The 22,833-nt window shown below is 72.4% G+C and carries 16 protein-coding genes; 2 read left to right on the forward strand and 14 right to left on the reverse strand.

Annotated features, from left to right (window positions below):
• Nucleotides 1–208: 208 nt before the first annotated feature.
• The 11 genes from OHA89_RS11515 to OHA89_RS11565 form a co-directional block, all read right to left on the reverse strand.
• Nucleotides 209–1,903: a proline--tRNA ligase gene (locus tag OHA89_RS11515; protein WP_406366080.1), complete on the reverse strand. Its 1,695-nt coding sequence runs from the start codon at nucleotides 1,901–1,903 to the stop codon at nucleotides 209–211.
• A gap of 43 nt (nucleotides 1,904–1,946) precedes the next feature.
• Complete coding sequence (locus tag OHA89_RS11520; RefSeq protein ID WP_257553941.1) at nucleotides 1,947–2,489, reverse strand: N-acetyltransferase; 543 nt, start codon at nucleotides 2,487–2,489, stop codon at nucleotides 1,947–1,949.
• A 50-nt stretch (nucleotides 2,490–2,539) separates the two neighbouring features.
• A complete protein-coding gene (locus OHA89_RS11525; protein ID WP_257553942.1) occupies nucleotides 2,540–3,385 on the reverse strand; it encodes a GNAT family N-acetyltransferase in 846 nt (281 codons plus the stop codon).
• 139 nt (nucleotides 3,386–3,524) lie between these two features.
• Complete coding sequence (gene ispG / locus OHA89_RS11530) at nucleotides 3,525–4,682, reverse strand: flavodoxin-dependent (E)-4-hydroxy-3-methylbut-2-enyl-diphosphate synthase (protein WP_215146653.1); 1,158 nt, start codon at nucleotides 4,680–4,682, stop codon at nucleotides 3,525–3,527.
• A gap of 175 nt (nucleotides 4,683–4,857) precedes the next feature.
• The gene (locus OHA89_RS11535; RefSeq protein ID WP_257553943.1) at nucleotides 4,858–6,159 is read right to left on the reverse strand and encodes an RIP metalloprotease; all 1,302 of its coding nucleotides are present in this window, start codon (nucleotides 6,157–6,159) and stop codon (nucleotides 4,858–4,860) included.
• The gene (dxr, locus tag OHA89_RS11540) at nucleotides 6,156–7,409 is read right to left on the reverse strand and encodes a 1-deoxy-D-xylulose-5-phosphate reductoisomerase (protein WP_266614683.1); all 1,254 of its coding nucleotides are present in this window, start codon (nucleotides 7,407–7,409) and stop codon (nucleotides 6,156–6,158) included. Before dxr ends, OHA89_RS11535 begins: the two co-directional genes overlap by 4 nt.
• Nucleotides 7,410–7,429: 20 nt before the next feature.
• The gene (locus OHA89_RS11545) at nucleotides 7,430–8,743 is read right to left on the reverse strand and encodes a hypothetical protein (protein WP_215146656.1); all 1,314 of its coding nucleotides are present in this window, start codon (nucleotides 8,741–8,743) and stop codon (nucleotides 7,430–7,432) included.
• Between the two features lie 65 nt (nucleotides 8,744–8,808).
• On the reverse strand, nucleotides 8,809–10,761 hold the full coding sequence (locus OHA89_RS11550; RefSeq protein ID WP_257553945.1) for an acyl-CoA dehydrogenase family protein: 1,953 nt from the start codon (nucleotides 10,759–10,761) through the stop codon (nucleotides 8,809–8,811).
• A 156-nt stretch (nucleotides 10,762–10,917) separates the two neighbouring features.
• On the reverse strand, nucleotides 10,918–12,363 hold the full coding sequence (locus tag OHA89_RS11555; RefSeq protein ID WP_406366084.1) for an aldehyde dehydrogenase family protein: 1,446 nt from the start codon (nucleotides 12,361–12,363) through the stop codon (nucleotides 10,918–10,920).
• 178 nt (nucleotides 12,364–12,541) lie between these two features.
• Complete coding sequence (locus OHA89_RS11560) at nucleotides 12,542–14,122, reverse strand: PucR family transcriptional regulator (RefSeq protein WP_257553946.1); 1,581 nt, start codon at nucleotides 14,120–14,122, stop codon at nucleotides 12,542–12,544.
• Nucleotides 14,123–14,253: 131 nt separating this feature from the next.
• Nucleotides 14,254–16,356, reverse strand: a complete 2,103-nt coding sequence (locus tag OHA89_RS11565; protein WP_406366086.1) for an ATP-binding protein — start codon at nucleotides 16,354–16,356, stop codon at nucleotides 14,254–14,256.
• Between the two features lie 238 nt (nucleotides 16,357–16,594).
• On the opposite strand from OHA89_RS11565, the gene gabT reads away from it, so the two are divergent.
• Nucleotides 16,595–17,929: a 4-aminobutyrate--2-oxoglutarate transaminase gene (gabT, locus tag OHA89_RS11570; RefSeq protein WP_215145299.1), complete on the forward strand. Its 1,335-nt coding sequence runs from the start codon at nucleotides 16,595–16,597 to the stop codon at nucleotides 17,927–17,929.
• Between the two features lie 358 nt (nucleotides 17,930–18,287).
• Nucleotides 18,288–18,878 (forward strand): phosphatase PAP2 family protein, encoded by a 591-nt coding sequence (locus tag OHA89_RS11575; RefSeq protein WP_406366088.1) that lies wholly within the window; start codon nucleotides 18,288–18,290, stop codon nucleotides 18,876–18,878.
• Here OHA89_RS11575 and OHA89_RS11580 read toward each other — a convergent pair.
• From OHA89_RS11580 to OHA89_RS11590, 3 genes are all read right to left on the reverse strand, one after another.
• Nucleotides 18,844–20,661 (reverse strand): chitinase, encoded by a 1,818-nt coding sequence (locus OHA89_RS11580; RefSeq protein ID WP_406366090.1) that lies wholly within the window; start codon nucleotides 20,659–20,661, stop codon nucleotides 18,844–18,846. The genes OHA89_RS11575 and OHA89_RS11580 overlap by 35 nt on opposite strands.
• Before the next feature lie 97 nt (nucleotides 20,662–20,758).
• Nucleotides 20,759–21,247 (reverse strand): hypothetical protein, encoded by a 489-nt coding sequence (locus OHA89_RS11585; protein WP_266614690.1) that lies wholly within the window; start codon nucleotides 21,245–21,247, stop codon nucleotides 20,759–20,761.
• A 156-nt stretch (nucleotides 21,248–21,403) separates the two neighbouring features.
• Complete coding sequence (locus OHA89_RS11590) at nucleotides 21,404–22,822, reverse strand: NAD(P)/FAD-dependent oxidoreductase (RefSeq protein ID WP_406366092.1); 1,419 nt, start codon at nucleotides 22,820–22,822, stop codon at nucleotides 21,404–21,406.
• Nucleotides 22,823–22,833: the final 11 nt, after the last annotated feature.

Here is a 22,833-nt window from a genome sequence, read left to right on the forward strand (position 1 = left end):
CCCCCACCCCGCCCCCTCCCGAAACCGGGGCTCCGCCCCAGACCCCGTACGGCGCTCCGCGCCCGCGCCTCAAACGCCGGCGAGGCTGAGGTGTTCCCGGCAGACGGCACCAGCCAAATCCAGCCCCGCCTGGGGGTCCCCCCGGACGGAGTCTGGGGGAGTTTGAGGCGCGGGGTCTGGGGCGGAGCCCCGGCAACGGACCCGCTGGTTATGTCAGGCGGGCCAGGGCCTCGGAGAGGGGGAGTTCCTCGCGGGTGCCCGAGGCGCGGTGCTGGAGTTCGACCACCGACTCCGCCGAACGGCGGCCCGCGACCAGGATCCACGGGACGCCGATCAGCTCCGCGTCGGTGAGCTTCACGCCCGGGGACAGGCCCGGACGGTCGTCCAGCAGGACGCGCAGGCCCGCCTCCGAAAGGGCCGACGCCGCCTGCTCCGCCAGAGCCAGCGGCACGGCCTTGCCCGCCGCCACCACGTGCACGTCGGCCGGGGCCACGGCGGCCGGCCAGGACAGGCCCCGCTCGTCCGCCGTCTGCTCGGCCAGCGCGGCCACCGCCCGCGAGACCCCGATGCCGTACGAACCCATCGTGACCCGAACGGGCTTGCCCTCCTTGCCGAGGACGTCGAGACCGAACGCGTCCGCGTACTTGCGGCCCAGCTGGAAGATGTGGCCGATCTCGATGGCCCGGTCCAGCCGGAGGCCGGAGCCGCAGCGCGGACAGGGATCGCCCGGTTCCACGACCACCACGTCCAGGTACTGGTCCACCTCGAAGTCCCGCCCGCAGACCACGTTCCGGGCGTGGGTGTCCGCCCTGTTGGCGCCGGTCACCCACGAAGTGCCCGGCGCCACCCGGGGATCGGCCAGGTAGCGGACCTTCTCCAGGCCCTGCGGGCCCACGTAGCCCCGTACGAGATCGGGCCGGCCCTCGAAGTCCTCGGCGGTGACGAGCTCGACGATCGCCGGCGCCAGGTGTTCGCCCAGCTTGCCGAGGTCCACCTCGCGATCGCCCGGCACGCCCACGGCCACGATCTCCCCGTCCACCTTCACCAGGAGGTTCTTCAGGGTCGCCGAGGCCGGGACGCCGAGCAGCGCCGCCAGGGACTCGATCGTCGGGGTGTCGGGGGTGTCCAGCTCCTCCACGGGGCCGTGGTCACCGGCGACCGGGGTCAGCGCGAACGTCACCGCCTCGGTGTTGGCCGCGTAGTCGCAGGAGGGACAGTCCGCGAAGGTGTCCTCGCCCGCTTCCGCGGGAGCCAGGAACTCCTCGGACGCCGAGCCGCCCATGGCCCCCGACACGGCCGACACGATCCGGTGGTCCAGGCCGAGCCGCTCGAAGATGCGGACGTACGCCTCGCGGTGGAGGCGGTAGGACTCCGCCAGCCCCTCGTCGGACACGTCGAAGGAGTAGGAGTCCTTCATCTGGAACTCGCGCCCGCGCAGCACTCCCGACCGGGGCCGCGCCTCGTCGCGGTACTTGGTCTGGATCTGGTACAGCATGACCGGCAGGTCCTTGTACGAGGTGCACTGGTCCTTCACCACCAGGGTGAAGATCTCCTCGTGGGTGGGACCGAGCAGGTAGTCCGCGCCCTTGCGGTCCCTGAGCCGGAACAGCAGGTCCCCGTACTCCGACCAGCGTCCGCTGACCTCGTACGGCTCCTTCGGCAGCAGTGCGGGGAGCAGCACCTCCTGGGCGCCGATCGCGTCCATCTCCTCGCGGACGATGCGCGAGACGTTGTCCAGGACCCGCTTGCCGAGCGGCAGCCACGTCCACACTCCGGCCGAGGACCGCCGGACGTAGCCGGCGCGGACCAGCAGCCGGTGGCTGAGGGTTTCGGCGTCGGCCGGGTCCTCGCGGAGGGTCTTGGCCATGAGGCGGGACATGCGCTGTACGTGGTGTGTGGACATGCCGGGAGATTACCGGCGTCCGCGCGGCCGGGGGTACTTGGTTTCAGGGCCGGGGCAGCGGCAGCGGGGCGCCCATGACGGCGTACGGGAGGCTCGCGCTCGGGAAGTGGACCTGGCGGGCGAGGTCGACGTAGCCGAGGGCCCGGTAGAGGCCGCGGGCGGGGCTGTCGGTGTCGATGGCGGAGAGGATCGAGCGCGTTTCGGCGGCGCTGTCGGTGATGCCGGTGATCAGGGCGCGGCCGACGCCGTGGCCCTGGAATCCGGGGTGGACGTGCAGTTCGGTGATCACGAAGGAGCCGTCGAGCCAGTCCTCGTGGCCGCCGGCCCGCAGATAGGGCTCGACGATGGTGGACCACCAGTGCGTGCGGTCGTTGGGCATCCCGTAGACGAATCCGGTGAGCGCGCCGTCCTCGGCGAAGGCCCCCAGCGCGCGGGCGCCGCGGCAGGTCATGTGGCGCTGGACGATGTAGCGCCGGATGCCGACCTCCTCCTCGCTGAGGCCGAAGGCGACGGCCTGCACGCGCAGGGCCTCGTCCACGCGGGCGGCGAGGTCGAGGGGGCCGATGCGGACTCCGGAAGGCAGCATGCGGCGACCTTACTTCGCGGTAGGGAGGAGCCGGTACGGGTTCGGCCGGTTCAGAACAGCACGCTCATGAAGGCGCCGACCTCACGGAAACCCACCCGCCGGTAGGAGGCACGGGCGGCGGTGTTGAAGTCGTTCACGTAGAGGCTGACCACGGGTGCCACGTCGCGCAGCGCGTAGGCGACGACGGCGGCCATCCCGGTCTCCGAGTAGCCGCGGCCGCGGAACTCGGGGGCCACCCACACGCCCTGGATCTGGCAGGCGCGGGAGGTGGCGGCGCCGATCTCCGCCTTGAAGACGATCTTTCCGTCCGCGATGTGGGCGAAGGAGCGGCCGCTGCCGACGAGTTCGGCGACCCTGGCCTGGTAGAGCAGCCCGCCGTCGCCGGCCATCGGCGAGATGCCGACCTCCTCGGTGAACATGGCCACGCAGGCAGGCATGATCAGTTCCATCTCGTCCTTGCGGACGCGCCGGACCTGCGGGTCGGCCTCGACCGTGGCGGAAGGGCTCTCGATGACCATGAGCGGCTGGTGGGAGCGCACGTCGCGGGCGGGTCCCCAGCTGGGCTCCAGGAGCTGCCACAGCAGCCGGGTGGCCTCGGCGGGGCCCACGATGGAGGAGCAGCGGCGGCCGGTGCGGCGGGCGCGGTCGGCGAAGGCGCGGACGGCCTCGGGTCCGGCGCAGACGGGGACCAGGTTGGCGCCGGCGTAGCAGAGGGAGCGGAGCTCGCCGTCGGCGTACCAGCCCCACATCTCGCCGCCCAGGCGCCAGGGGTCGAGCCCGGCGACCTGGACCCGGGAGGTGACGAACGCGTTCTCGACCGGCTGACGTCCGAGGACGTCGAGCGCCGCGTCGAGATCACTGGGCTCAAGGACCCGGGTGGTGGTCTGCGTCAACACTGGGGCCTCACCGTACAAGTCTGCTGATCTCCGCACTGTACCCGCCGGGACCGGAGGATGCCTGGTCTCCCGGGTCACGAAAAAGCCCCGGCCCCGCCCGCGAGCTGCGGGAACGGGGCCGGGGCACTTCTCGGAGGTCTCAGACGCCGATCGCGACGGTGGGCTCGCCGCTCATCACGCCGTCCTTCTCCATCTGCTCGGCGATCTTCATCGCCTCTTCGATGAGGGTCTCGACGATCTTCGACTCGGGGACGGTCTTGATGACCTCGCCCTTCACGAAGATCTGGCCCTTGCCGTTGCCGGAGGCCACGCCCAGGTCGGCCTCGCGGGCCTCGCCGGGGCCGTTGACGACGCAGCCCATGACCGCGACGCGCAGCGGGACCTCCATGCCCTCCAGGCCCGCCGTGACCTCTTCGGCCAGCTTGTAGACGTCCACCTGGGCGCGCCCGCAGGACGGGCAGGAGACGATCTCCAGGCGGCGCGGCTTGAGGTTCAGCGACTCCAGGATCTGGTTGCCGACCTTGACCTCCTCGACCGGCGGCGCGGAGAGGGAGACGCGGATGGTGTCGCCGATGCCCTCGGAGAGCAGTGCGCCGAAGGCGACGGCGGACTTGATGGTGCCCTGGAAGGCGGGGCCGGCCTCGGTGACGCCGAGGTGCAGCGGGTAGTCGCAGGCGGCGGCGAGCTGGCGGTACGCGTTGACCATGACGACCGGGTCGTTGTGCTTGACCGAGATCTTGATGTCGCCGAAGCCGTGCTCCTCGAAGAGGGAGGCCTCCCACAGCGCGGACTCGACCAGCGCCTCGGGGGTGGCCTTGCCGTACTTCTTCAGCAGCCGGGCGTCGAGGGAGCCCGCGTTGACGCCGATCCGGATCGGGGTGCCCGCGGCCTTGGCGGCGTGCGCGATCTCCTTGACCTTGTCGTCGAACTGCTTGATGTTGCCCGGGTTCACGCGGACGGCGGCGCAGCCGGCGTCGATCGCGGCGAACACGTACTTGGGCTGGAAGTGGATGTCGGCGATGACCGGGATCTGCGACTTCTTCGCGATGACGGCGAGGGCGTCGGCGTCGTCCTGCGTGGGGCAGGCCACGCGGACGATGTTGCAGCCGGAGGCGGTCAGCTCGGCGATCTGCTGGAGCGTGGCGCCGATGTCGGAGGTGCGGGTCGTGGTCATGGACTGCACCGAGATGGGTGCGTCGCCGCCGACGGCCACCGACCCGACCTGGATCTTGCGGCTGACCCTGCGGTCGGCAAGCTTCGTCGGCACGGCCGGCATTCCGAGAGAGATGGCAGTCATCTGCTGTGCAACCCCAAGGTGTGGATCAAGGTCCCGAGATCGGCGGGCTCCAGGCTTCGAGATTACGCCAACCACGGTGCGGCACTCGCATCCGAGGGGGTGTGCCACCCGAACGTAGGGAGCCGGGCACGATGCGTGCCCGGCTCCCGTGTTCCTCGTGTAGCGCCCGCCGCAGCTAGGTGATCTTGATGGGGTTCACCACGTCCGCCACCATCACCAGCAGCGTGAAGCAGATGAACAGCCCGGCCACCACGTACGCGACCGGCATCAGCTTGGCCACGTCGAACGGGCCGGGGTCGGGGCGCCGGAAGACCCGTGCCACGTTGCGCCGGACCGACTCCCACAGGGCGCCCGCGATGTGCCCGCCGTCGAGCGGGAGCAGCGGCAGCATGTTGAACAGGAACAGCGAGAGGTTGAAGCCGGCCAGCAGGTTGAGGAAGAACACCAGCTGGTGCTGGGCGGGGATGTCGAGGGTGAAGATCTCACCGCTGACCCGCGCCGCGCCGACCACGCCCATGGGGCTGTCCTGCTTGCGCTCGGCTCCGTTGAAGGCCGCGTTCCACAGGTCCGGGACCTTGGACGGCAGGTCGATCAGCGACTGCACGCCGGCCGTCATCATCTCGCCCATGCGGTCGACGGACTGGCCGAAGGACTGCGGGACGTAGCCGGAGGCGGGGGCGAAGCCGAGGAAGCCGGCCGTGACGTACTGGTCCTTGACGTACCTGCCGTCGCCGTCCGTCTTGGCGACCTTGTTCTCGATCAGGTTCGCCGTGAGGCCGACCTGCTCGCCGGCCCGCTCCACGGTGATCCTGGCGGGGCCGACGGTGGCGCGGATGTCCTTCTGCAGGGCGGACCAGTCGTCGACCGGGCGGCCGTTGAAGGCGACGATCTTGTCGCCCGCCTTGAGGCCCGCCGCCTTGGCGGGGGCGGCCGGGTCCCCGGGGGCGCACTTGTCGCGCTTCTCGCTCTGCTGGATGACGCAGTCCGAGACCGTGGCGACCGTCGTGGTCTGCGTGTTCAGCCCGAAGGTCATCAGCGTGGTGAGGAAGATCGCCACGGCCAGGATCAGGTTCATGAACGGACCGGCGAACATCACGATCACGCGCTTCCACGGCTTGCGCGTGTAGAAGAGCCGGGTCTCGTCGCCGGGCTGGAGCTCCTCGTACGCGGCCGAGCGCGCGTCCTCGATCATCGACCGGAACGGCGAGGTCGAGCGGGCGGTGACCTTGCCGTCCTCGCCGGGCGGGAACATCCCGATCATGCGGATGTAGCCGCCCATCGGGATGGCCTTGATCCCGTACTCGGTATCGCCCTTCCGCCGTGACCAGATGGTCGGGCCGAAGCCCACCATGTACTGCGGCACCCGGATGCCGAAGAGCTTGGCCGTGGAGAGGTGTCCGAGCTCGTGCCAGGCGATGGAGACCAGCAGGCCGACCGCGAAGATCACGACCCCGAGCACCGTCATCAGCAGTGTCATGCGCCCGCCTCCACGGCGGCCCGAGCCGCCATCTCCCGCGCCCGGGCCCTGGCCCAGGCCTCTGCTTCAAGGACGTCCTGAACGGTCAGGGAAGTTCCCGACTCCGGCGTCCCGTGCTCGTCGACCACGGCAGAGACGGTATCCATGATTGCTGTGAACGGCAGCCGACCTGCCAGGAATGCCTCGACGCACTCCTCGTTGGCCGCGTTGAACACGGCCGGGGCGGTGCCGCCGAGGGTGCCCACGTGCCGGGCCAGGCCCACTGCCGGGAAGGCCTCGGTGTCCAGCGGGAAGAACTCCCACGTGGACGCCTTGGTCCAGTCGAAGGCGGGGGCCGCGTCCGGGATCCGCTGGGGCCAGCCGAGGCCGATCGCGATGGGGCCGCGCATGTCCGGCGGGGTGGCCTGGGCGAGCGTGGAGCCGTCGGTGAACTCGACCATCGAGTGCACGTAGGACTGCGGGTGGACCACGACCTCGATGCGGTCGAAGGGGATGTCGTAGAGCAGGTGCGCCTCGATGACCTCGAGCCCCTTGTTGACCAGGGTCGCCGAGTTGACGGTGATCACCGGGCCCATGGCCCAGGTGGGGTGCGCGAGGGCGTCCTTGACGGTCACCTGTCCCAGCTCGGCCCGGGTGCGGCCGCGGAAGGGCCCGCCCGAGGCCGTGACCACGAGCTTGCGCACGTCGGCCCGGGTCCCGGCGGCGAGCGCCTGGAAGAGCGCCGCGTGCTCGGAGTCCACGGGGATGATCTGGCCGGGCTGCGCGAGGGCCTTCACCAGGGGGCCGCCGACGATCAGCGACTCCTTGTTGGCGAGGGCCAGGGTGCGGCCCGCCCGCAGCGCGGCGAGGGTGGGCGCGAGGCCGATGGAGCCGGTGATGCCGTTGAGGACGGTGTGGCACTCGGAGGCCGCGAGCTCGGCGGCCGCGTCCGGACCGGCCAGGATCTCGGGCAGCGGCTCGGACGCCCCGTACTGGGCGCTCAGCGCCTCTTTCAGGGCCGGTACGACGTCCTCCCGGGCGACGGCCACCGCCTTGACCCGGAGCAGCCGGGCCTGCTCGGCCAGCAGCCCGACCCGCCCGCCGGCGGCGGACAGCGCCGTCACCCGGAACCGGTCCGGGTTGCGCAGGGCGAGGTCGATGGCCTGGGTGCCGATGGACCCGGTGGACCCGAGGATGACGATGTCCCGGGGGCCGGCCGCGGGGTCGAAGAGGAGGTGCGGATCGGCGAGGGGGGCTGGGCGGTCGCTCATGCCCCCATTGTTGCCGGAAGTCAGGAGCGGCCCGACACGGAGCCCCCTTCAGTGACCCGCAGGAGGAGGTGGGGCAGGGTTCCGGCGAAGTCCGGGAGCGTGACGGCGACGCGCCACCAGGCGTCCGGATCGGCGCCGAGGGCCAGGGCGAACAGCCGGTCCGCCTCGGCCCGGGCGGCGAGCACCGGCGCGATCCAGTCGTGGCGGTCGGGGTGGTTCACGTCGCCCAGCCAGTGGTCCTCGTCCAGGGCCCAGCAGGCGGGCGCCTTGTGCCGGATCACGTCCTGGCCCGTGAGCAGCCCGCGGGCCAGGCAGTCGCGCACCCACCGGATGTCCTCCTGGACGGACTGCATGGGCACCGCGAGGCTCGCCAGGGCCAGTTCGCGGTCCACTCCCCCGACGGGCGGGGCGGCCTTCGGAGCCAGGGAGCGCACCGCCTCGGCGAGCCAGGGGACAACGGGCCCGTCGGCGGGCTCCGGCAGGGTGCCGCGCACGATCCGGGCGACGAGTACCGGCAGGGTGCCGCGGAAGGCGGGGGCGTGGCGGAGCAGCTCCGCCCAGAGCCGGGGGTCGTCCCGCAGGGGACGCAGCGCCCGGGCGACGGCCGTCCGCATGCCCGTCCGTTCGGGCAGGGACCAGCGCAGGCCCCTGGTCTCGGGCAGGTCCGCGAGCAGCAGCGTTCGGTGTGCGGGGGCGACGTGGGCGACGAGCTCGTCGCAGGTGAGCAGGCCCATCCGGACGGCCCGGACGGCGGGCCGGTACCACCGGTACCCGTTCGCGTCCTGCGTGCCGGCGTCGAGCAGCGCCCGGCAGGCCTCGCGGGGCAGTCCGCCGACCAGCAGCAGGGCCTCGACCGCGCTGGGCGGCAGCGGGTCCCGGGCGTGCTCGCGCAGCAGCGCCTCGGGGTCGAGGGGGTCGTGCGGCATGCGCAGCAGGGTCAGGGGGACCCGGGGCCGGCGGCCGTGCCGGCGCAGCAGCGCCACCAGCTCGTCCTGGCCGAACGGCCCGGGGCCGACCTGCGCCAGCAGTTCGGGGGAGGGCCCGGGGCGGGCCGCGTACCGCGCGGGGCCGGGCAGACCGGGCAGCGGCCGTCCGACGACGCGCGGGTTGCGGGCGATGAAGTGCCGGTCCTGCGCGCTGCCGCGGCGCAGCAGGAGCGTGACGGCGGAGGCGGGCAGCCATTCGTCGCGGCACAGGTATTTGCGGGCCGCCGGGTCGTGCCCCGCCAGCCGGTCGAGGAGTTCGGCGGCCACGTGGTCCGGTGCGTGGCGCAGGACGTGCGCCACGCACCAGGCCAGCCGCCGGCTGTTTCGGTCTTCCACGGCCGTCGACATCGCAGCCCGCCTCGCACTCGCACCAGTACCCGTACATCAGTCCGACTACTGTCGATGATTGCAGGTCAGCGGAGGGGGCGGTGGACGTTTTCCCGGGTCGAGGGGCCGGGGGAGGCGTCCGCGATCCAGGGGCCCTCGCCGGAGGGGTCGATGATGCCGTCCTCCAGCCAGGTGTAGGTGCCGCTCAGCACGCCCTCGACGACCTTCCGGTCGAGTGCGTCGGTGTTGGTCCAGAGCCGGCCGAAGAGCTCCTCGACCCGGATCCGGGACTGCCGGCAGAAGGCGTCGGCCAGCTGGTAGGCCTCGCGGCCGTGGTCGCCGGTGGCCCGCAGGTGCTCCGCGCGGACGCAGGCCGCGCTCATCGCGAAGAGCTCGGCGCCGATGTCGACGATCCGGCCGAGGAAGCCCTGCTTGGTCTCCATGCGGCCCTGCCAGCGGGACATGGCGTAAAACGTGGACCGGGCGAGTTTGCGGGCGCTGCGCTCGACATAGCGCAGGTGGGTGGCGAGGTCGGGGTGGCCGCCGGGGTGGAAGGCCCGGTAGGTGCCGGGTACCTGGCCGGCGCCGGTGGCCAGCTTGGGCAGCCAGCGGGCGTAGAACCCGGCGGCGCGGGCGCCCGCCTTGGCCTTGTCGCCGAGGTCCTTTTCGGGGTCGATGAGGTCGCCCGCGACCGACAGGTGGGCGTCGACGGCCTCGCGGGCGATCAGCAGGTGCATGATCTCGGTGGAGCCCTCGAAGATCCGGTTGATGCGCAGGTCGCGGAGCATCTGCTCGGCGGGGACGGCGCGCTCGCCGCGGGCGGCGAGGGACTCGGCGGTCTCGAAGCCGCGGCCGCCGCGGATCTGGACCAGCTCGTCGGCCATCAGGCAGGCCATTTCCGAGCCGTACAGCTTGGCGAGGGCGGCCTCGATGCGGATGTCGTTGCGGTCCTCGTCGGCCATCTGGGAGGCCAGGTCGACGACGGCTTCGAGGGCGAAGGTGGTGGCGGCGATGAAGGAGATCTTGGCGCCGACCGCCTCGTGCTTCGCGACCGGCCGGCCCCACTGCTCGCGTACGCCGGACCACTCGCGGGCGATCTTCAGGCACCACTTCCCGGCGCCGACGCACATGGCGGGCAGCGACAGCCGTCCGGTGTTGAGGGTGGTCAGGGCGATCTTGAGGCCGGAGCCCTCGGCCCCGATGCGCTGGGAGGCGGGCACCCGGACCTGGTGGAAGCGCGTGACGCCGTTCTCCAGACCGCGCAGGCCCATGAAGGCGTTGCGGTGCTCGACGGTGATCCCCGGTGAATCGGCCTCGACGACGAAGGCGGTGATCCCGCCGCGGTGGTTCTCGCTCCTGGGTACCCGGGCCATCACCACGAGCAGGTCCGCGACCACCCCGTTGGTGGTCCACAGCTTCACCCCGTCGAGGACGTACGCGTCCTCCCCGTCCGGGACCGCCGTGGTGGCCAGGCGCGCAGGGTCGGAGCCCACGTCCGGCTCGGTGAGCAGGAAGGCGCTGATGGCGGTGGTGGCGCAGCGCGGCAGGTAGGCGTCCTTCTGCTCCTGCGTGCCGAAGATCTTCAGCGGCTGGGGGACGCCGATCGACTGGTGGGCGGAGAGCAGGGCGCCGATGGCGGGGCTGACGGAGCCGACGAGGGCTAGCGCCTTGTTGTAGTAGACCTGGGTGAGGCCGAGGCCGCCGTACTTGGGGTCGATCTTCATGCCGAGGGCGCCGAGCTCTTTCAGCCCGCGCACGGTCTCGTCGGGGATCTTCGCCTCGCGCTCGATGCGCGCTGCGATACCTTCGGCGAGCTGGGCCTCACAGAACTCCCGCAGCCGGGCCAGGAAGGCCTCGCCGCGCCGGACGTCCTCGTCGGCGGGGAGCGGGTGAGGGTGGATCAGATCGAGCCGCAGCCTGCCGAGGAAGAGCTCCTTGGCGAAGCTGGGCTTGCGCCAGTCCTGTTCCCGGGCCGCTTCCGCGACCTGCCGTGCCTCGCGCTCGGTCACCTTGGGCTGTGCGGGCTGTGTTGCGGACATGAGGGGACTCACCTCGCCGCCGAGTCGGGTGTGGTTCACCGGATTACCAGCCGGTGCTACCTGTGAGTCGTACCCAATGTGGGCGGGATGGAAAAGGGGGACGGCCGGAGCCCCCGCACAGTAGGCTCCGGCCGTCGGCTTTTTGGCCGTACGAGATCAGATGTCGAGGCCGGTCAGGACCAGGACTCGCTCGTACGTGTAGTCGTCCATCGCATAGCGGACACCCTCGCGGCCCACACCGGACTGCTTGACGCCGCCGTAGGGCATCTGGTCGGCGCGGTAGGACGGCGCGTCGCCGACGACCACACCGCCGACCTCGAGCTCGCGGTGGGCGCGGAAGGCGACCTGGATGTCGCGGGTGAAGACGCCGGTCTGCAGACCGAACTTGGAGTCGTTCACCGCGGCGAAGGCCTCGTCGGTGTTCTCGGTCTTCGTCAGGGTCAGCACCGGACCGAAGACCTCCTCGGTGGCGAGCTTGACGCCCGCCGGGACCTCCGCGAGCACGGTGGGCTCGTACGAGGCACCCTCGCGCTTGCCACCGGTGAGCAGCTTGGCTCCGGCGGACACGGCCTCGTCGACCCAGGACTCGACCCGCTTGGCGGCGTCCTCGGAGACGAGGGGGCCGACGTCGGTGGCGGAGTCGGACGGGTCACCGGTGACCTGGGCCTGGACCTTCGCGACGACCTTCTCGACGAGGCGGTCGTAGACGGAGGCATCGGCGATCACGCGCTGCACAGAGATGCAGGACTGACCGGCCTGGTAGTTCGAGAAGGTCGCGATACGGGTCGCGGCCCAGTCGAGGTCGGCCTCGGAGGACCAGTCGGCGAGGACCACGGCCGCGGCGTTGCCGCCGAGCTCCAGGGTGCAGTGCTTGTGGGGCACCGACTGCTGGATGGCGTAGCCGACGGTGTCGGAGCCGGTGAAGGAGATGACGGGGAGGCGCTCGTCCTTGACCAGGGCGGGCATCTTCTCGTTCGCGACCGGCAGGACCGACCAGGAACCGGCCGGGAGGTCGGTCTCGGCGAGCAGCTCGCCCAGGATCAGCCCGGACAGGGGCGTGGCCGGGGCGGGCTTCAGGATGATCGGCGCGCCGACGGCGATGGCCGGGGCCACCTTGTGGGCGCACAGGTTCAGCGGGAAGTTGAACGGCGCGATGCCGAGGACCGGACCCTTGACGAAGCGGCGGGTCAGCGCGAGGCGGCCGACGCCACCGGCGTCGGTGTCGAGGCGCTGGGCGTCTCCGCCGTTGAAGCGACGGGCCTCTTCGGCGGCGAAGCGGAACACGGACACCGCACGGCCGACCTCACCGCGCGCCCACTTGATGGGCTTGCCGTTCTCGGCGGAGATCAGCTGGGCGATCTCCTCGGTGCGCTCGGCGAGCCGCTTGGACACGTGGTCCAGGGCGGCGGCGCGCACGTGGGCGGGGGTCGCCGAGAACTCCGCCGTCACGGCGTACGCCGCGGCCACGGCCTCTTCGACCTGGGCCTCGGTGGGCACGCTGACCGTGCCGACCAGGCGTCCGTCCCACGGGGAGTGGACGTCGAAGCTGTCCTCGCCGGTGGCCAGGCGGCCGGCGAGCCAGAAGGCGTGGGTGGAAGTCATGCGAATCCCGGCCCTTCGAGTGTGTGCGGTGGGGTGCTGTCTCCACCACGGTAGGACCCGGTCCGGGATTCGTCGTTTAGCCGGGGTGTAGTACCCGCTGTCCGGGCCGCGCCGCTTTGTCACTGTCCTGGGGCCGGAGGCCTGCCCCCGCCGGGCCCATGCCGGGCCCATGCCGGGCCTATGCCGGGTTCGGGGAGGCCTTGAGGGCGAGCCAGAGCTCCATGCGGACGTCCGGGTCGTCCAGGGAGCGGCCGAGGATCTCCTCGACCCGCTTCATCCGGTAGCGCAGGGTGTGCCGGTGCACGCCGAGGTCGGCGGCGGCCGCGTCCCACTGGCCGTGGCGCGAGAGCCAGGCCTGCAACGAGGCCACGAGGTCGCCGCGTCCGGTCGCGTCGTGTTCCCGCAGCGCGCGCAGGGTGCCGTCCGCGAAGGCCCGTACGGCGTCGTCGGCCAGCAGCGGCAGGACCGAGCCGGCCGCCATCTCCTCGTGCTCCACCATCGGCCGTCCCCGCCGCCGGGCCACGGCCAGGGCCTGGTCGGCCTGCTTCAGGGCCGCCGCGACGGTGTCCGGACCGGCCGGCGCGGACAGGCCGACCACCAGTTCGTCGGGCTCGGGACCCGCGGCGTCCCGGCCGCGCCGCGCCTCCAGCGCCTCCGCGTGGTCCATGCACGCCTGTACGGCCGCTCCCCCGTCGGCGGCCAGGACCACGAGCCGGCCCGGCTCCGGGACCACCAGCAACGGCTCCCCGGTGCGGGACGCCGCCGACTCCACCGTGTCGGCCAGCAGGGCCAGCCCCTCGGGCTGGGCCGTCCCCGGCAGCGCCGCCTCGGCGGCGATCAGCCGGAACGGTGCCTCCAGCAGGGCCCCGTACAGGTCCCCGGCGACGGCCTGCGCGTGCTCCGCCTCCCCGGCCAGCAGCATCCGCAGCACCGCAGCGCCCAGCCGGGACTCGGCGTCGTGGAGCGAGCGCGAGCGCTCGGTGGTGAGGGTGAGCAGTGCGACCGCGGAGTGCACGGCGTACCGCTCGGCCGTGCCCAGCGGGGCCCCCGTACCGACGGCGAGCGCGCCGCGCGCCCGCCGGCCCGTGCCCAGGGACTGCAGCTCGACCCGGTCCTCGGAGCCGCCGACGACGGCGCTCGCGGGCGCGGGCCGCTCCCGCAGCCGCTCCACGTCCGGGGTGAGCCGGGCGGCGCGCCGGGCGGCCCAGTCGGGGGCGGCCGCGACGACCGAGCCCGAGGCGTCGTACAGCGCGGCCCAGCCGTGCACGTGCGCCGCCAGCTTCGCCAGCAGCTCGGCGGGCCCGTCGGCGGAGAGCGCGGCGCGCGTCAGCTCCCGCTGCGCCTCGAAACCGGCGGTCACGGCCCGGTACTGGTCGGCGGCGAGCGCGGCGGAGACGGCCTTGCTGATGGCGAGGAAGGGGGTCCGCCGCGGGACCTCCAGCAGCGGCATGTCCTCCTTGCGCGCGGCCTCGACCAGCGCTTCGGGAATCGCGTCGTAGTTCACGCCGACCGCGAAGCCGATGCCGACGACCCCGGCCGCGGCGAGGCGGCGTACGTAGGGGCCCATCTCCTGCGGATCCTCCGCGTCCAGCTTCATCGCGGTGATCAGGAGCAGCTCCCCGCCCTCCATGTAGGGCACGGGGTCGGCGAGCTCGCTGACGTGGGCCCAGCGCACGGGGGTGTCGAGGCGGCCCTCCCCTGCCCGGACGCTGAGCTTGAGCGCCGAATGCTGGACGAGCGAGGCGAGGGTGAGCGGCATCGGATACCAGGGGCCTTAGCGGGAGGGGACGGCGGAAGAGGGGCGACAGAAGGGCATCAGAGGAGCCGCACCCCATTTCGCCGTGTCGTATGAACGACTCCCCTCGATTCTGCCACCTCGTACGGGTCTGTTCAGGCCGTTCCGCCGAGCCGGACCAGCAGCGGAGCCGCCCGTTCCCCTTGAACCGAGGTCAAGGACAGCACCGCGTGCCCCGGCGGCACGGCGTGCGCCAGGTCCGAGGCGGACCACCGTTCGCGCTCCACCTGCCGCACGGTGACCGCGTCGGTGGTGACGGCCTTGCCGGTGACGAGCTTGCGGAAGGCGTGGATCAGCCTGGTCAGCGGCTGGTCGGCGAAGACGGTGCGGTGGGTGACGTCGCGCGTCTCCACCCATTCGGTGCCCCAGGCCTCGGCGAAGCGCTTGCCGTCCCAGGTGGTGACCCCGGAGAAGGCCATGCGGCAGCCGACCGCGCCGAGCAGCGGCGTCCGCAGCTCCTCCGGTACGTCGTCCAGCGAGCGCAGCGTGAGCAGGACTCCGGCGTTCGCCGAGCGCAGCCGCTGCACGCCCCGGACGGTCTGCGGGGTCAGGGTGTGCGAGGCGTCGTCGAAGGTGAGGAAGGCGAACAGGGAGCGGTCGGTGCGGGCGGCCGCGGCGGCGTTGAACTGGGCGAGCAGCAGCCGGGCCAGCATCCGGGAGGCGTCGGCGTGGCCGCGCTCGGGGAGGTCGACGCGGACGCGGATCGGGTGCTCGAGGGTGCGCAGGGAGAACGGCCGGTTCTGGCCGGTGGTGTCGAAGAAGGCGGCGAAGGCGGGCCGGTCGAGCAGCGCCACCCGGTCGGCGAGGGCCGGTCCGGGGTCGCCGGGGGCCCTGTGCTGCCGTTCCCGGGCGTCGAGCTCGCGGAGCATCGCGTGCTGGCCGGCGTCGGCCAGCTCCCGGCGCAGCGCGCCGAAGGCGTCCGGCAGCGGGTCGAGCAGTTCGCGCAGCTCGGGCACGGCGGGGAAGCGGCCGTACGCCGTCCGGAACGGGCCGAGGAGCTGGGCGAGTGCGGTCGCCGCCCGGCGCACCTCGATGCCGGGGACGTCCCCGACGAAGGCCTCGGCGAGGAGCGTGGCGGCCTCGTCGGGGTCGGTGGTGCCGCCGTAGAGGTCGAGGTCGTAGACGGACTCGGGGTCGCCGATGCGGACCACGACGTCGAAGGCGTCGTCCGGGCCGAGCTGGGCCCCGGCCGCGCCGACGGCGACGACGGCGGCCTGGCCGGCGAGCGCCTGGAGCGCGAGGGACTCGACGACGGGCCGGACCAGGCGCCGGGTCTTGCCGGATCCCGACGGCCCGACGGCGAGCAGCGAGGTGCCCAGCACGTCGGGGTCCAGGGCGAGCGAAGTGCCGCGGCGGACGTAGGGATTGCGCGGGCCGTCCTCGACGGTGCCGAGCCGCACCTGACGGGCCAGCAGGTCGTGGCGGGCGGCGCGCACGGGCAGGTCCCGCGCCCCGGACGGGTGTACGCAGGCCCCGGCGCCCTTGTCCCGCACGGCCTCGGCGAAGGCCCGCAGCCGGGACGGGTCGACCCGCACGGAATCCCAGGCCCGCCGGATCCGGGTGTAGTCCACGTCGTTCATCCGCCCGGCCCCGGCCTCCCCCTCGAGCCGGTCGGCCGCCTCGTCGAGGCCGGCCCCCCGCAGCTGCGGCCAGCGCGCGGGGTCGTCCGCGCCGCCCGCCTCGGGGCGGGCCGGGGCGACCGTGTGCACGGCGCGGACGGGGCGGCTGGTGAGCACCCGGCGGCCCAGCTCGGGCCAGCGGCCCAGTCGCCCGAAGCCCGTCGCCAGGATGCCGGCGACCACGGCGTACCAGACGTACGAGGCCACGACGGCGGGGAGCGTCCCGGCCCAGGAGTCGGGCGTGAACATGTAGAGGGGCCAGAGCCAGAAGCCGCCGAGGTATCCGTTCCACAGCAGGGACCACAGGAGCAGCCCGGCCAGCAGGGCGATCAGGGCTCCGCTGACCAGTTGGCGGGTCGGGGTCTCCTCGGGCTCTTCGGCGGCCCGCGGCACGTGTCCGTACGACCAGACGCCGGGCCCGTCCGAGGCGCGCGGGACGCGCAGCCACTCCCCCAGTGACGGCCCGGCGGTGGGCGCGTGGGAGGGCTTGGGGGGAAGACCCGGGGGCGGTGGGCCGGCCGGCCGGGGGATCTGCCCGGTACCGGGTGGGCGCGTCTCGTGCGTGCCGTCGGTGTCCATGAAACCCCTGCCCCCTGACCGTGCCGTGCGCTGCGGCGCTCAATCTAGTGCCCGGCCCGGGTGTTGGGGCCGTACCCCGCCATGACCGGCGGGAGACGTCCGGCGTCCTTCCTATGGCCGTCACGGACAAGGACACGCGGGCACCACTCCCGAACGGAGCATGCCGTACCCCCTCTGCCGGGCCTAGCCTGCGGACAAAGACACAAGTGCGTCCGAAAACACCCCCCAGGAGCCCTCTATGACCGCTGTCCCGCAGGAGCGCCGCATCGTCACCGCGATCCCCGGCCCCAAGTCGCAGGAGCTGCAGGCCCGCCGCCTCGAGACGGTGGCCGGCGGCGTGGGCTCCGTGCTCCCCGTCTTCACGGCCCGTGCGGGCGGCGGCATCATCGAGGACGTCGACGGCAACCGCCTGATCGACTTCGGCTCCGGCATCGCCGTGACCTCGGTCGGTGCCTCCGCCGAGGCCGTCGTGCGCCGCGCCTCCGCGCAGCTCGCGGACTTCACCCACACCTGTTTCATGGTCACCCCCTACGAGGGCTACGTCGAGGTCTGCGAGGCCCTCGCCGAGCTCACCCCGGGTGACCACGCGAAGAAGTCGGCGCTGTTCAACTCCGGCGCCGAGGCCGTCGAGAACGCCGTCAAGATCGCCCGTGCGTACACCAAGCGCCAGGCCGTCGTCGTCTTCGACCACGGCTACCACGGCCGTACGAACCTCACGATGGCGCTGACCTCGAAGAACATGCCGTACAAGCAGGGCTTCGGTCCGTTCGCCCCCGAGGTCTACCGCGTCCCGGTCGCCTACGGCTACCGCTGGCTCACCGGCGCCGAGAACTGCGGCCCCGAGGCCGCCGCCCAGGCGATCGACCAGATCACCAAGCAGATCGGCGCCGACAACGTCGCCGCGATCATCATCGAGCCGGTGCTCGGCGAGGGCGGCTTCATCGAGCCGGCCAAGGGCTTCCTCCCCGCGATCGTGAAGTTCGCCAACGACAACGGCATCGTCTTCGTCGCCGACGAGATCCAGTCCGGCTTCTGCCGCACCGGCCAGTGGTTCGCGTGCGAGGACGAGGGCATCGTCCCGGACCTGATCACCACCGCCAAGGGCATCGCGGGCGGTCTGCCGCTCGCCGCCGTGACCGGCCGCGCCGAGATCATGGACTCCGCGCACGCGGGTGGCCTGGGCGGCACCTACGGCGGCAACCCGGTGGCCTGCGCCGGTGCGCTCGGCTCCATCGAGACCATGAAGGAGCTCGACCTCAACGCCGCGGCGAAGAAGATCGAGTCCGTCATGAAGGCCCGCCTGACGGCCATGCAGGAGAAGTACGAGATCATCGGCGACATCCGCGGCCGCGGCGCCATGATCGCGATCGAGCTGGTCAAGGACCCCGCGTCCAAGACCCCGTTCCCGGAGGCGGCCGGCGCGCTCGCCAAGGCCTGCCACGCCGAGGGCCTGCTCGTCCTCACCTGCGGCACCTACGGCAACGTGCTCCGCTTCCTCCCGCCGATCGTCATCGGCGAGGACCTGCTGAACGAGGGCCTGGACATCCTCGAGGCCGCTTTTGCGGGCATCTGATCGAACGTGTAGAACGTGAGAGCGCAGCGCCCGATTTCTACCGCCGGTAACGGTCGGACGCTGTGAAGAACGTGTGGGGGGCCGATGGCGGGAGCGCGTTCCTGCTGTCGGCCCCCCTCTCGCTGCCGTACGGTTTCTGCAGATGAGTGAGACACCCCGCTCCCGGGAAACCGAGGGCGACTCCAGTACCGGGCTTCCCCAGCGCCGTACTGGGCATGCGTTCGCGCACACTCCTCACCGATCGGACGGCCGACCGCCCCAAACCCCCCGGGGCGAGCGGCAACCCGATCCGGGCGGCCGTCCCGGAACCATCCCCCCTGTTCCGGGACGGCCGGCCATTCCTCTCCTCGTCGCCGCCGTGTGCGGCCTCCTCTTCTCCCTGGTCACCTGGCAGGTGCTGGTCTCCGGCCCGCTGCTGACCCCGGATCTCGCGCTGAGCCGCGCGCTGGTGCGCACGGTCCCCGACTCCGTCACCGAACGCCTCTCGGACCTGGGCAACATCCCGGTCGCCGTGCCCGTCCTCGCCCTGGCCATGGCCTACGCCGCCCGGCGCGGCCGGCGCCTCGCCGCCGGGGCGGCCGGACTGGCCATGGCCCTGGTGCCGGCACTGGTCATCCCGTTCAAGCAGTGGACCGCCCGCCCGGGCCCCCTGGAGCCCTGGGCCGCCGGCTACTTCCCCTCGGGCCACACGGCCACGGCGGCCGTCGCGTACCTCGGCGCAGCCCTGCTCGTACGCCCGTACACCCGCCGGGCATGGCCGACGGCCATTGCCCTCGTCCTCACGGGGGCAACGGCCGTCGGTCTGATCCTGCGGGGGTGGCACTGGCCGCTGGACGTGCTGGCCAGCCTGCTGATGTGCGCACCCCTGCTGATCGGCGTGGGCTGGGTCAGCCGGCGCGGCCCGCTCAGCCCGCTCAGCCGCCGAAGTAGCCGTCGAAGTTCCGGCTGAACTCCCAGCCTCCGAAGCGGTCCCAGTTGATCGACCAGGTCATCAGGCCGCGCAGGGCGGGCCAGCTGCCGTGCGTCTGGTAGCTGCCGCAGTTCGTCTTCTTCGTCAGGCAGTCCAGGGCCTTGTTCACCTCGGCGGGCGGGGTGTGGCCGTTGCCCGCGTTCGTGGTGGCGGGGAGGCCGATGGCCACCTGCTCCGGGCGCAGCGGCGGAAAGACGCGGGCGGTGTCGCCGGCGACCGGGAAGCCGGTGAGCAGCATGTCGGTCATGGCGATGTGGAAGTCCGCGCCGCCCATGGAGTGGTACTGGTTGTCGAGGCCCATGATCGAGCCCGAGTTGTAGTCCTGGACGTGGAGCAGGGTGAGGTCGTCCCGCAGGGCGTGGATGACCGGGAGGTAGGCGCCGGCGCGCGGGTCCTGGCCGCCCCAGGGGCCGGAACCGTAGTACTGGTAGCCCAGCTGCACGAAGAAGGTCTCGGGGGCCATGGTCAGGACGAACTCCGGGCCGTACTTGGCCTTGAGGGTCTTCACGGCCGAGATCAGGTTGACGATTCCCGGGGTGGTGGGGGCCCGGAAGTCGGTGTCCCCGGTGGCCAGCGAGAGGGAGTGGCCCTCGAAGTCGATGTCGAGACCGTTGAGCCCGTACTCGTCGATGATCTTGCTGACGGAGGAGACGAAGGTGTCGCGGGCGGCCGTGGTCGCGAGCTGCACCTGGCCGTTCTGGCCGCCGATGGAGATCAGCACCTTCTTGCCCGCGGCCTGCTTGGCCTTGATCGCCGCCTTGAACTCCGCCGGGCTTTCGGCGTTCGGGCACTCGGCGACCGGGCAGAGCTGGAAGCGGATGTCGCCCGAGGTCACCGAAGTCGGTTCGCCGAAGGCGAGGTTGATGACGTCCCAGGAGGCGGGCACGTCCGCCATCCGCACGTAGCCGGAGCCGTTGGCGAAGCTCGCGTGCAGGTAGCCGACCAGCGCGTGCGCGGGCAGGGCACCGCCACCGCCGCCGCCACCGCTCGCCGTGGTCACGCTGACGGGAGCGCTCTTCGGGGACGCGCCCGCCGCGTTCACCGCACTGACCTGGAAGGTGTACGTGGTGGACGCGGCGAGGCCGGTCACGCTCGCCGCGGCGGAGCTGACGGACAGGGGCGCCGCGCCGTCCCGGTGGACGGTGTACGAGGTGGCCCCGGGCACGGCCGCCCAGGACAGGGAGACCGAGGTCGAGGAGGTCGCGCTCGTCGTCAGGCCGGTGGGGGCGGCCGGGGGCTGGGGCTGGCCGGGGCCGCCGGGGTCGGGACCGACCAGGGTGAGGTCGTCGGTGAAGTGGGCGGGCTGGCCGTACCAGCCGTGCGTGTAGACCGTCACGGAGGTCGTCGACGGGCCGGTGCGGAAGCTGGTCGTCAGCTGTTTCCAGGCGCCCGGGGTCTGGGTCCAGGCGGACACGTCGGTGGTGCCGGTCCCACTCGCGCCGAGGTAGACGTACGCGCCCTGCACCCAGGCGGCCAGCGTGTACGCCGAGTCGGGCTTGACGGTGACGGTCTGGGCGCAGCGGGCGTTGTCCTGGCCCGCCGGGGTGGCCCTGAGGGCGGAACTCCCGCTGTGGGCGGGGGTGGCGACGACCGCCCCGCTGCCCGCCGAGCAGCTCCAGCCGTCGAGGCCTGCTTCGAAGCCGCCGTTGCGCACTGCGTCTATGTCTGTCGACGCTCCGTCCGCCGCGGCCGGCGGGCCCGCGGCGAGGAAGCCGGCCGCCGCCAGGGCGGCGGCCGTAAGGATGGACCAGGCTCTGCGCACAACTGCCTCCGGGACATGGGGGGATGGAGGGGGGCTGGGGGCACCTCCCGGCGATGGCCGGGGGCGGCGCCCAACATGGTCCAGACCAATACCCTTGTCAAGACTTCCGGCCCTCCTCCGCCACCACGCGCGCGGCCGCCTCGTGCATCGCGAGCTCCAGCACGGCCGGGTCGGTGAGCGTCCCCTGCCCGTCGGGCAGCACCAGCCAGCGCACCCCGCCGGTCGCCCGCCCGGGATACGGGACCACGATCCAGGTCCCGCGCCCCGCTCCCCGTACGCCCGTGCCGATCCAGCGCGACGCCGTGCCCGCGGGCACGAAAAAGCCCAGCCGACCGAACACTGTGCGGCTCCGCCGCGTGGCACCGAAGTCGGCGAGCACCGGGCCGGGCCGGTCGAGGAGCAGCTTCAGTACGTCGAGGGTGGCCTGCCCCAGTTCCCCGGGCAGGATCAGCACGTCCCAGCGCCGGCCGGCGGGCAGGAGGACCACCCCGAGGGGATGGCGCTCCCACTCCCACCGGCAGGCGTCGGGATCCGGCGCCACCGATACGAGCCAGTCCACTGCCGCCTTGGCCTCCGGGATCGTCATCGCCCGGCCTCCGTTCGTCTCGCGCGGTGAAGGGTTCTCACCGGGAGAGAGCGCGGCCGGGCGCGGCTATGACGCGGGTTCCGTTACTCCATGGAGGTGAAGCGGGTCACATGGTGATCGGCGGTGTGCGCCGGGGGCGTGGCTTCCGCGGACGGGTCAGCTGTCGAAGCCGAGGCCGAAGCGGTCGAGCGTCCGGAGCCAGAGGTTGCGGTGCCCGCCGCGGCTGTCGGCGCGGGCCAGCGACCACTTGGTGAGGGTGATCCCGGTCCACGCGAAGGGCTCGGGCGGGAACGGCATCGGCTTGGACTTCACCATCTCCAGCCGGGTGCGCTCGGTGGGGACCCCGTCGAGCAGGTCCAGCATCACGTCCGCGCCGAAGCGGGTGGCGCCCACCCCGAGCCCGGTGTACCCGGCCGCGTAGGCCACCTTCCCGGAGTGCGAGGTGCCGAAGAAGGCCGAGAAGCGCGAGCAGGTGTCGATCGCGCCGCCCCAGGCGTGGCTGAACTTCAGACCCTCCAGCTGCGGGAAGGCGGTGAAGAAGTGCTCCGCGAGCTTGAGGTAGGTCTCGGGACGGTGGTCGTACTCGGAGTCGAGCTTCCCCCGGTAGGGGTAGATCGCGTCGTAACCGCCCCACAGGATCCGGTGGTCCTTGGTGATCCTGAAGTAGTGGAACTGGTTCGCGCTGTCGCCCAGCCCCTGCCGGTTCTTCCAGCCGATGGCCGCGAGCTGCGCCTCGTCCAGCGGCTCGCTCATCAGCGCGTAGTCGTAGACCGGCACGGTGAACGGGCGGATGCGGCGGACCAGCGACGGGAAGATGTTGGTGCCCAGGGCGACCCGGCGCGCGAGGATCGTGCCGTACGGGGTCTGGACGGTCATCCCCGTGCCCGCCGAGGCCAGCTTCAGGCCGCGGGTGTTCTCGTAGATCCGCACCCCGAGGTCCAGACAGGCCTGCTTGAGGCCCCAGGCCAGCTTCGCCGGGTTGAGCATGGCGACGCCGTCGCGGTCCCAGAGGCCCGCGAGGAAGGTCGGGGAGTCGATCTCGGCGCGCAGCGCGTCGCCGTCCAGCCATTCGGAGCCGCCCGCGAGGCCCAGGCGCTGCGCCTCCTCGTGCAGTTCGCGCAGCTCCTCGACCTGGTGCGGTTCGGTGGCGACGTCGATCTCGCCGGTGCGCTCGAAGTCGCAGTCGATGCCGTAGCGGGCGACGGCCTCCTCGATGGCGTCGAGGTTGCGGGCGCCCAGCTCCTCCAGCTTGGCCAGCTCGTCGGGCCAGCGGGCCATCCCGTTGGCGAGTCCGTGGGTGAGGGAGGCGGCGCAGAACCCGCCGTTGCGGCCGGAGGCGGCCCAGCCCGCCTCCTTGCTCTCGATCAGGACGACGTCCCGCCCGGGGTCGCGCTCCTTGGCGAGCAGCGCGGTCCACAGTCCGCTGTAGCCGCCGCCGATGACCAGCAGGTCGCACCGCTCGTCGGTGGTGAGCGCCGGCTGCGCGGCGGGCTTGCCGGGGTCGTCCAGCCAGTACGAGACCGGCTTCGCTTCGGAAAGGGATTTCGCAACACTACGCATGGCGACTGGGGCCATGTCTTCCAACT

It is taken from the genome of Streptomyces sp. NBC_01546, from assembly GCF_045208355.1.
Lineage (GTDB): Bacteria > Actinomycetota > Actinomycetes > Streptomycetales > Streptomycetaceae > Streptomyces.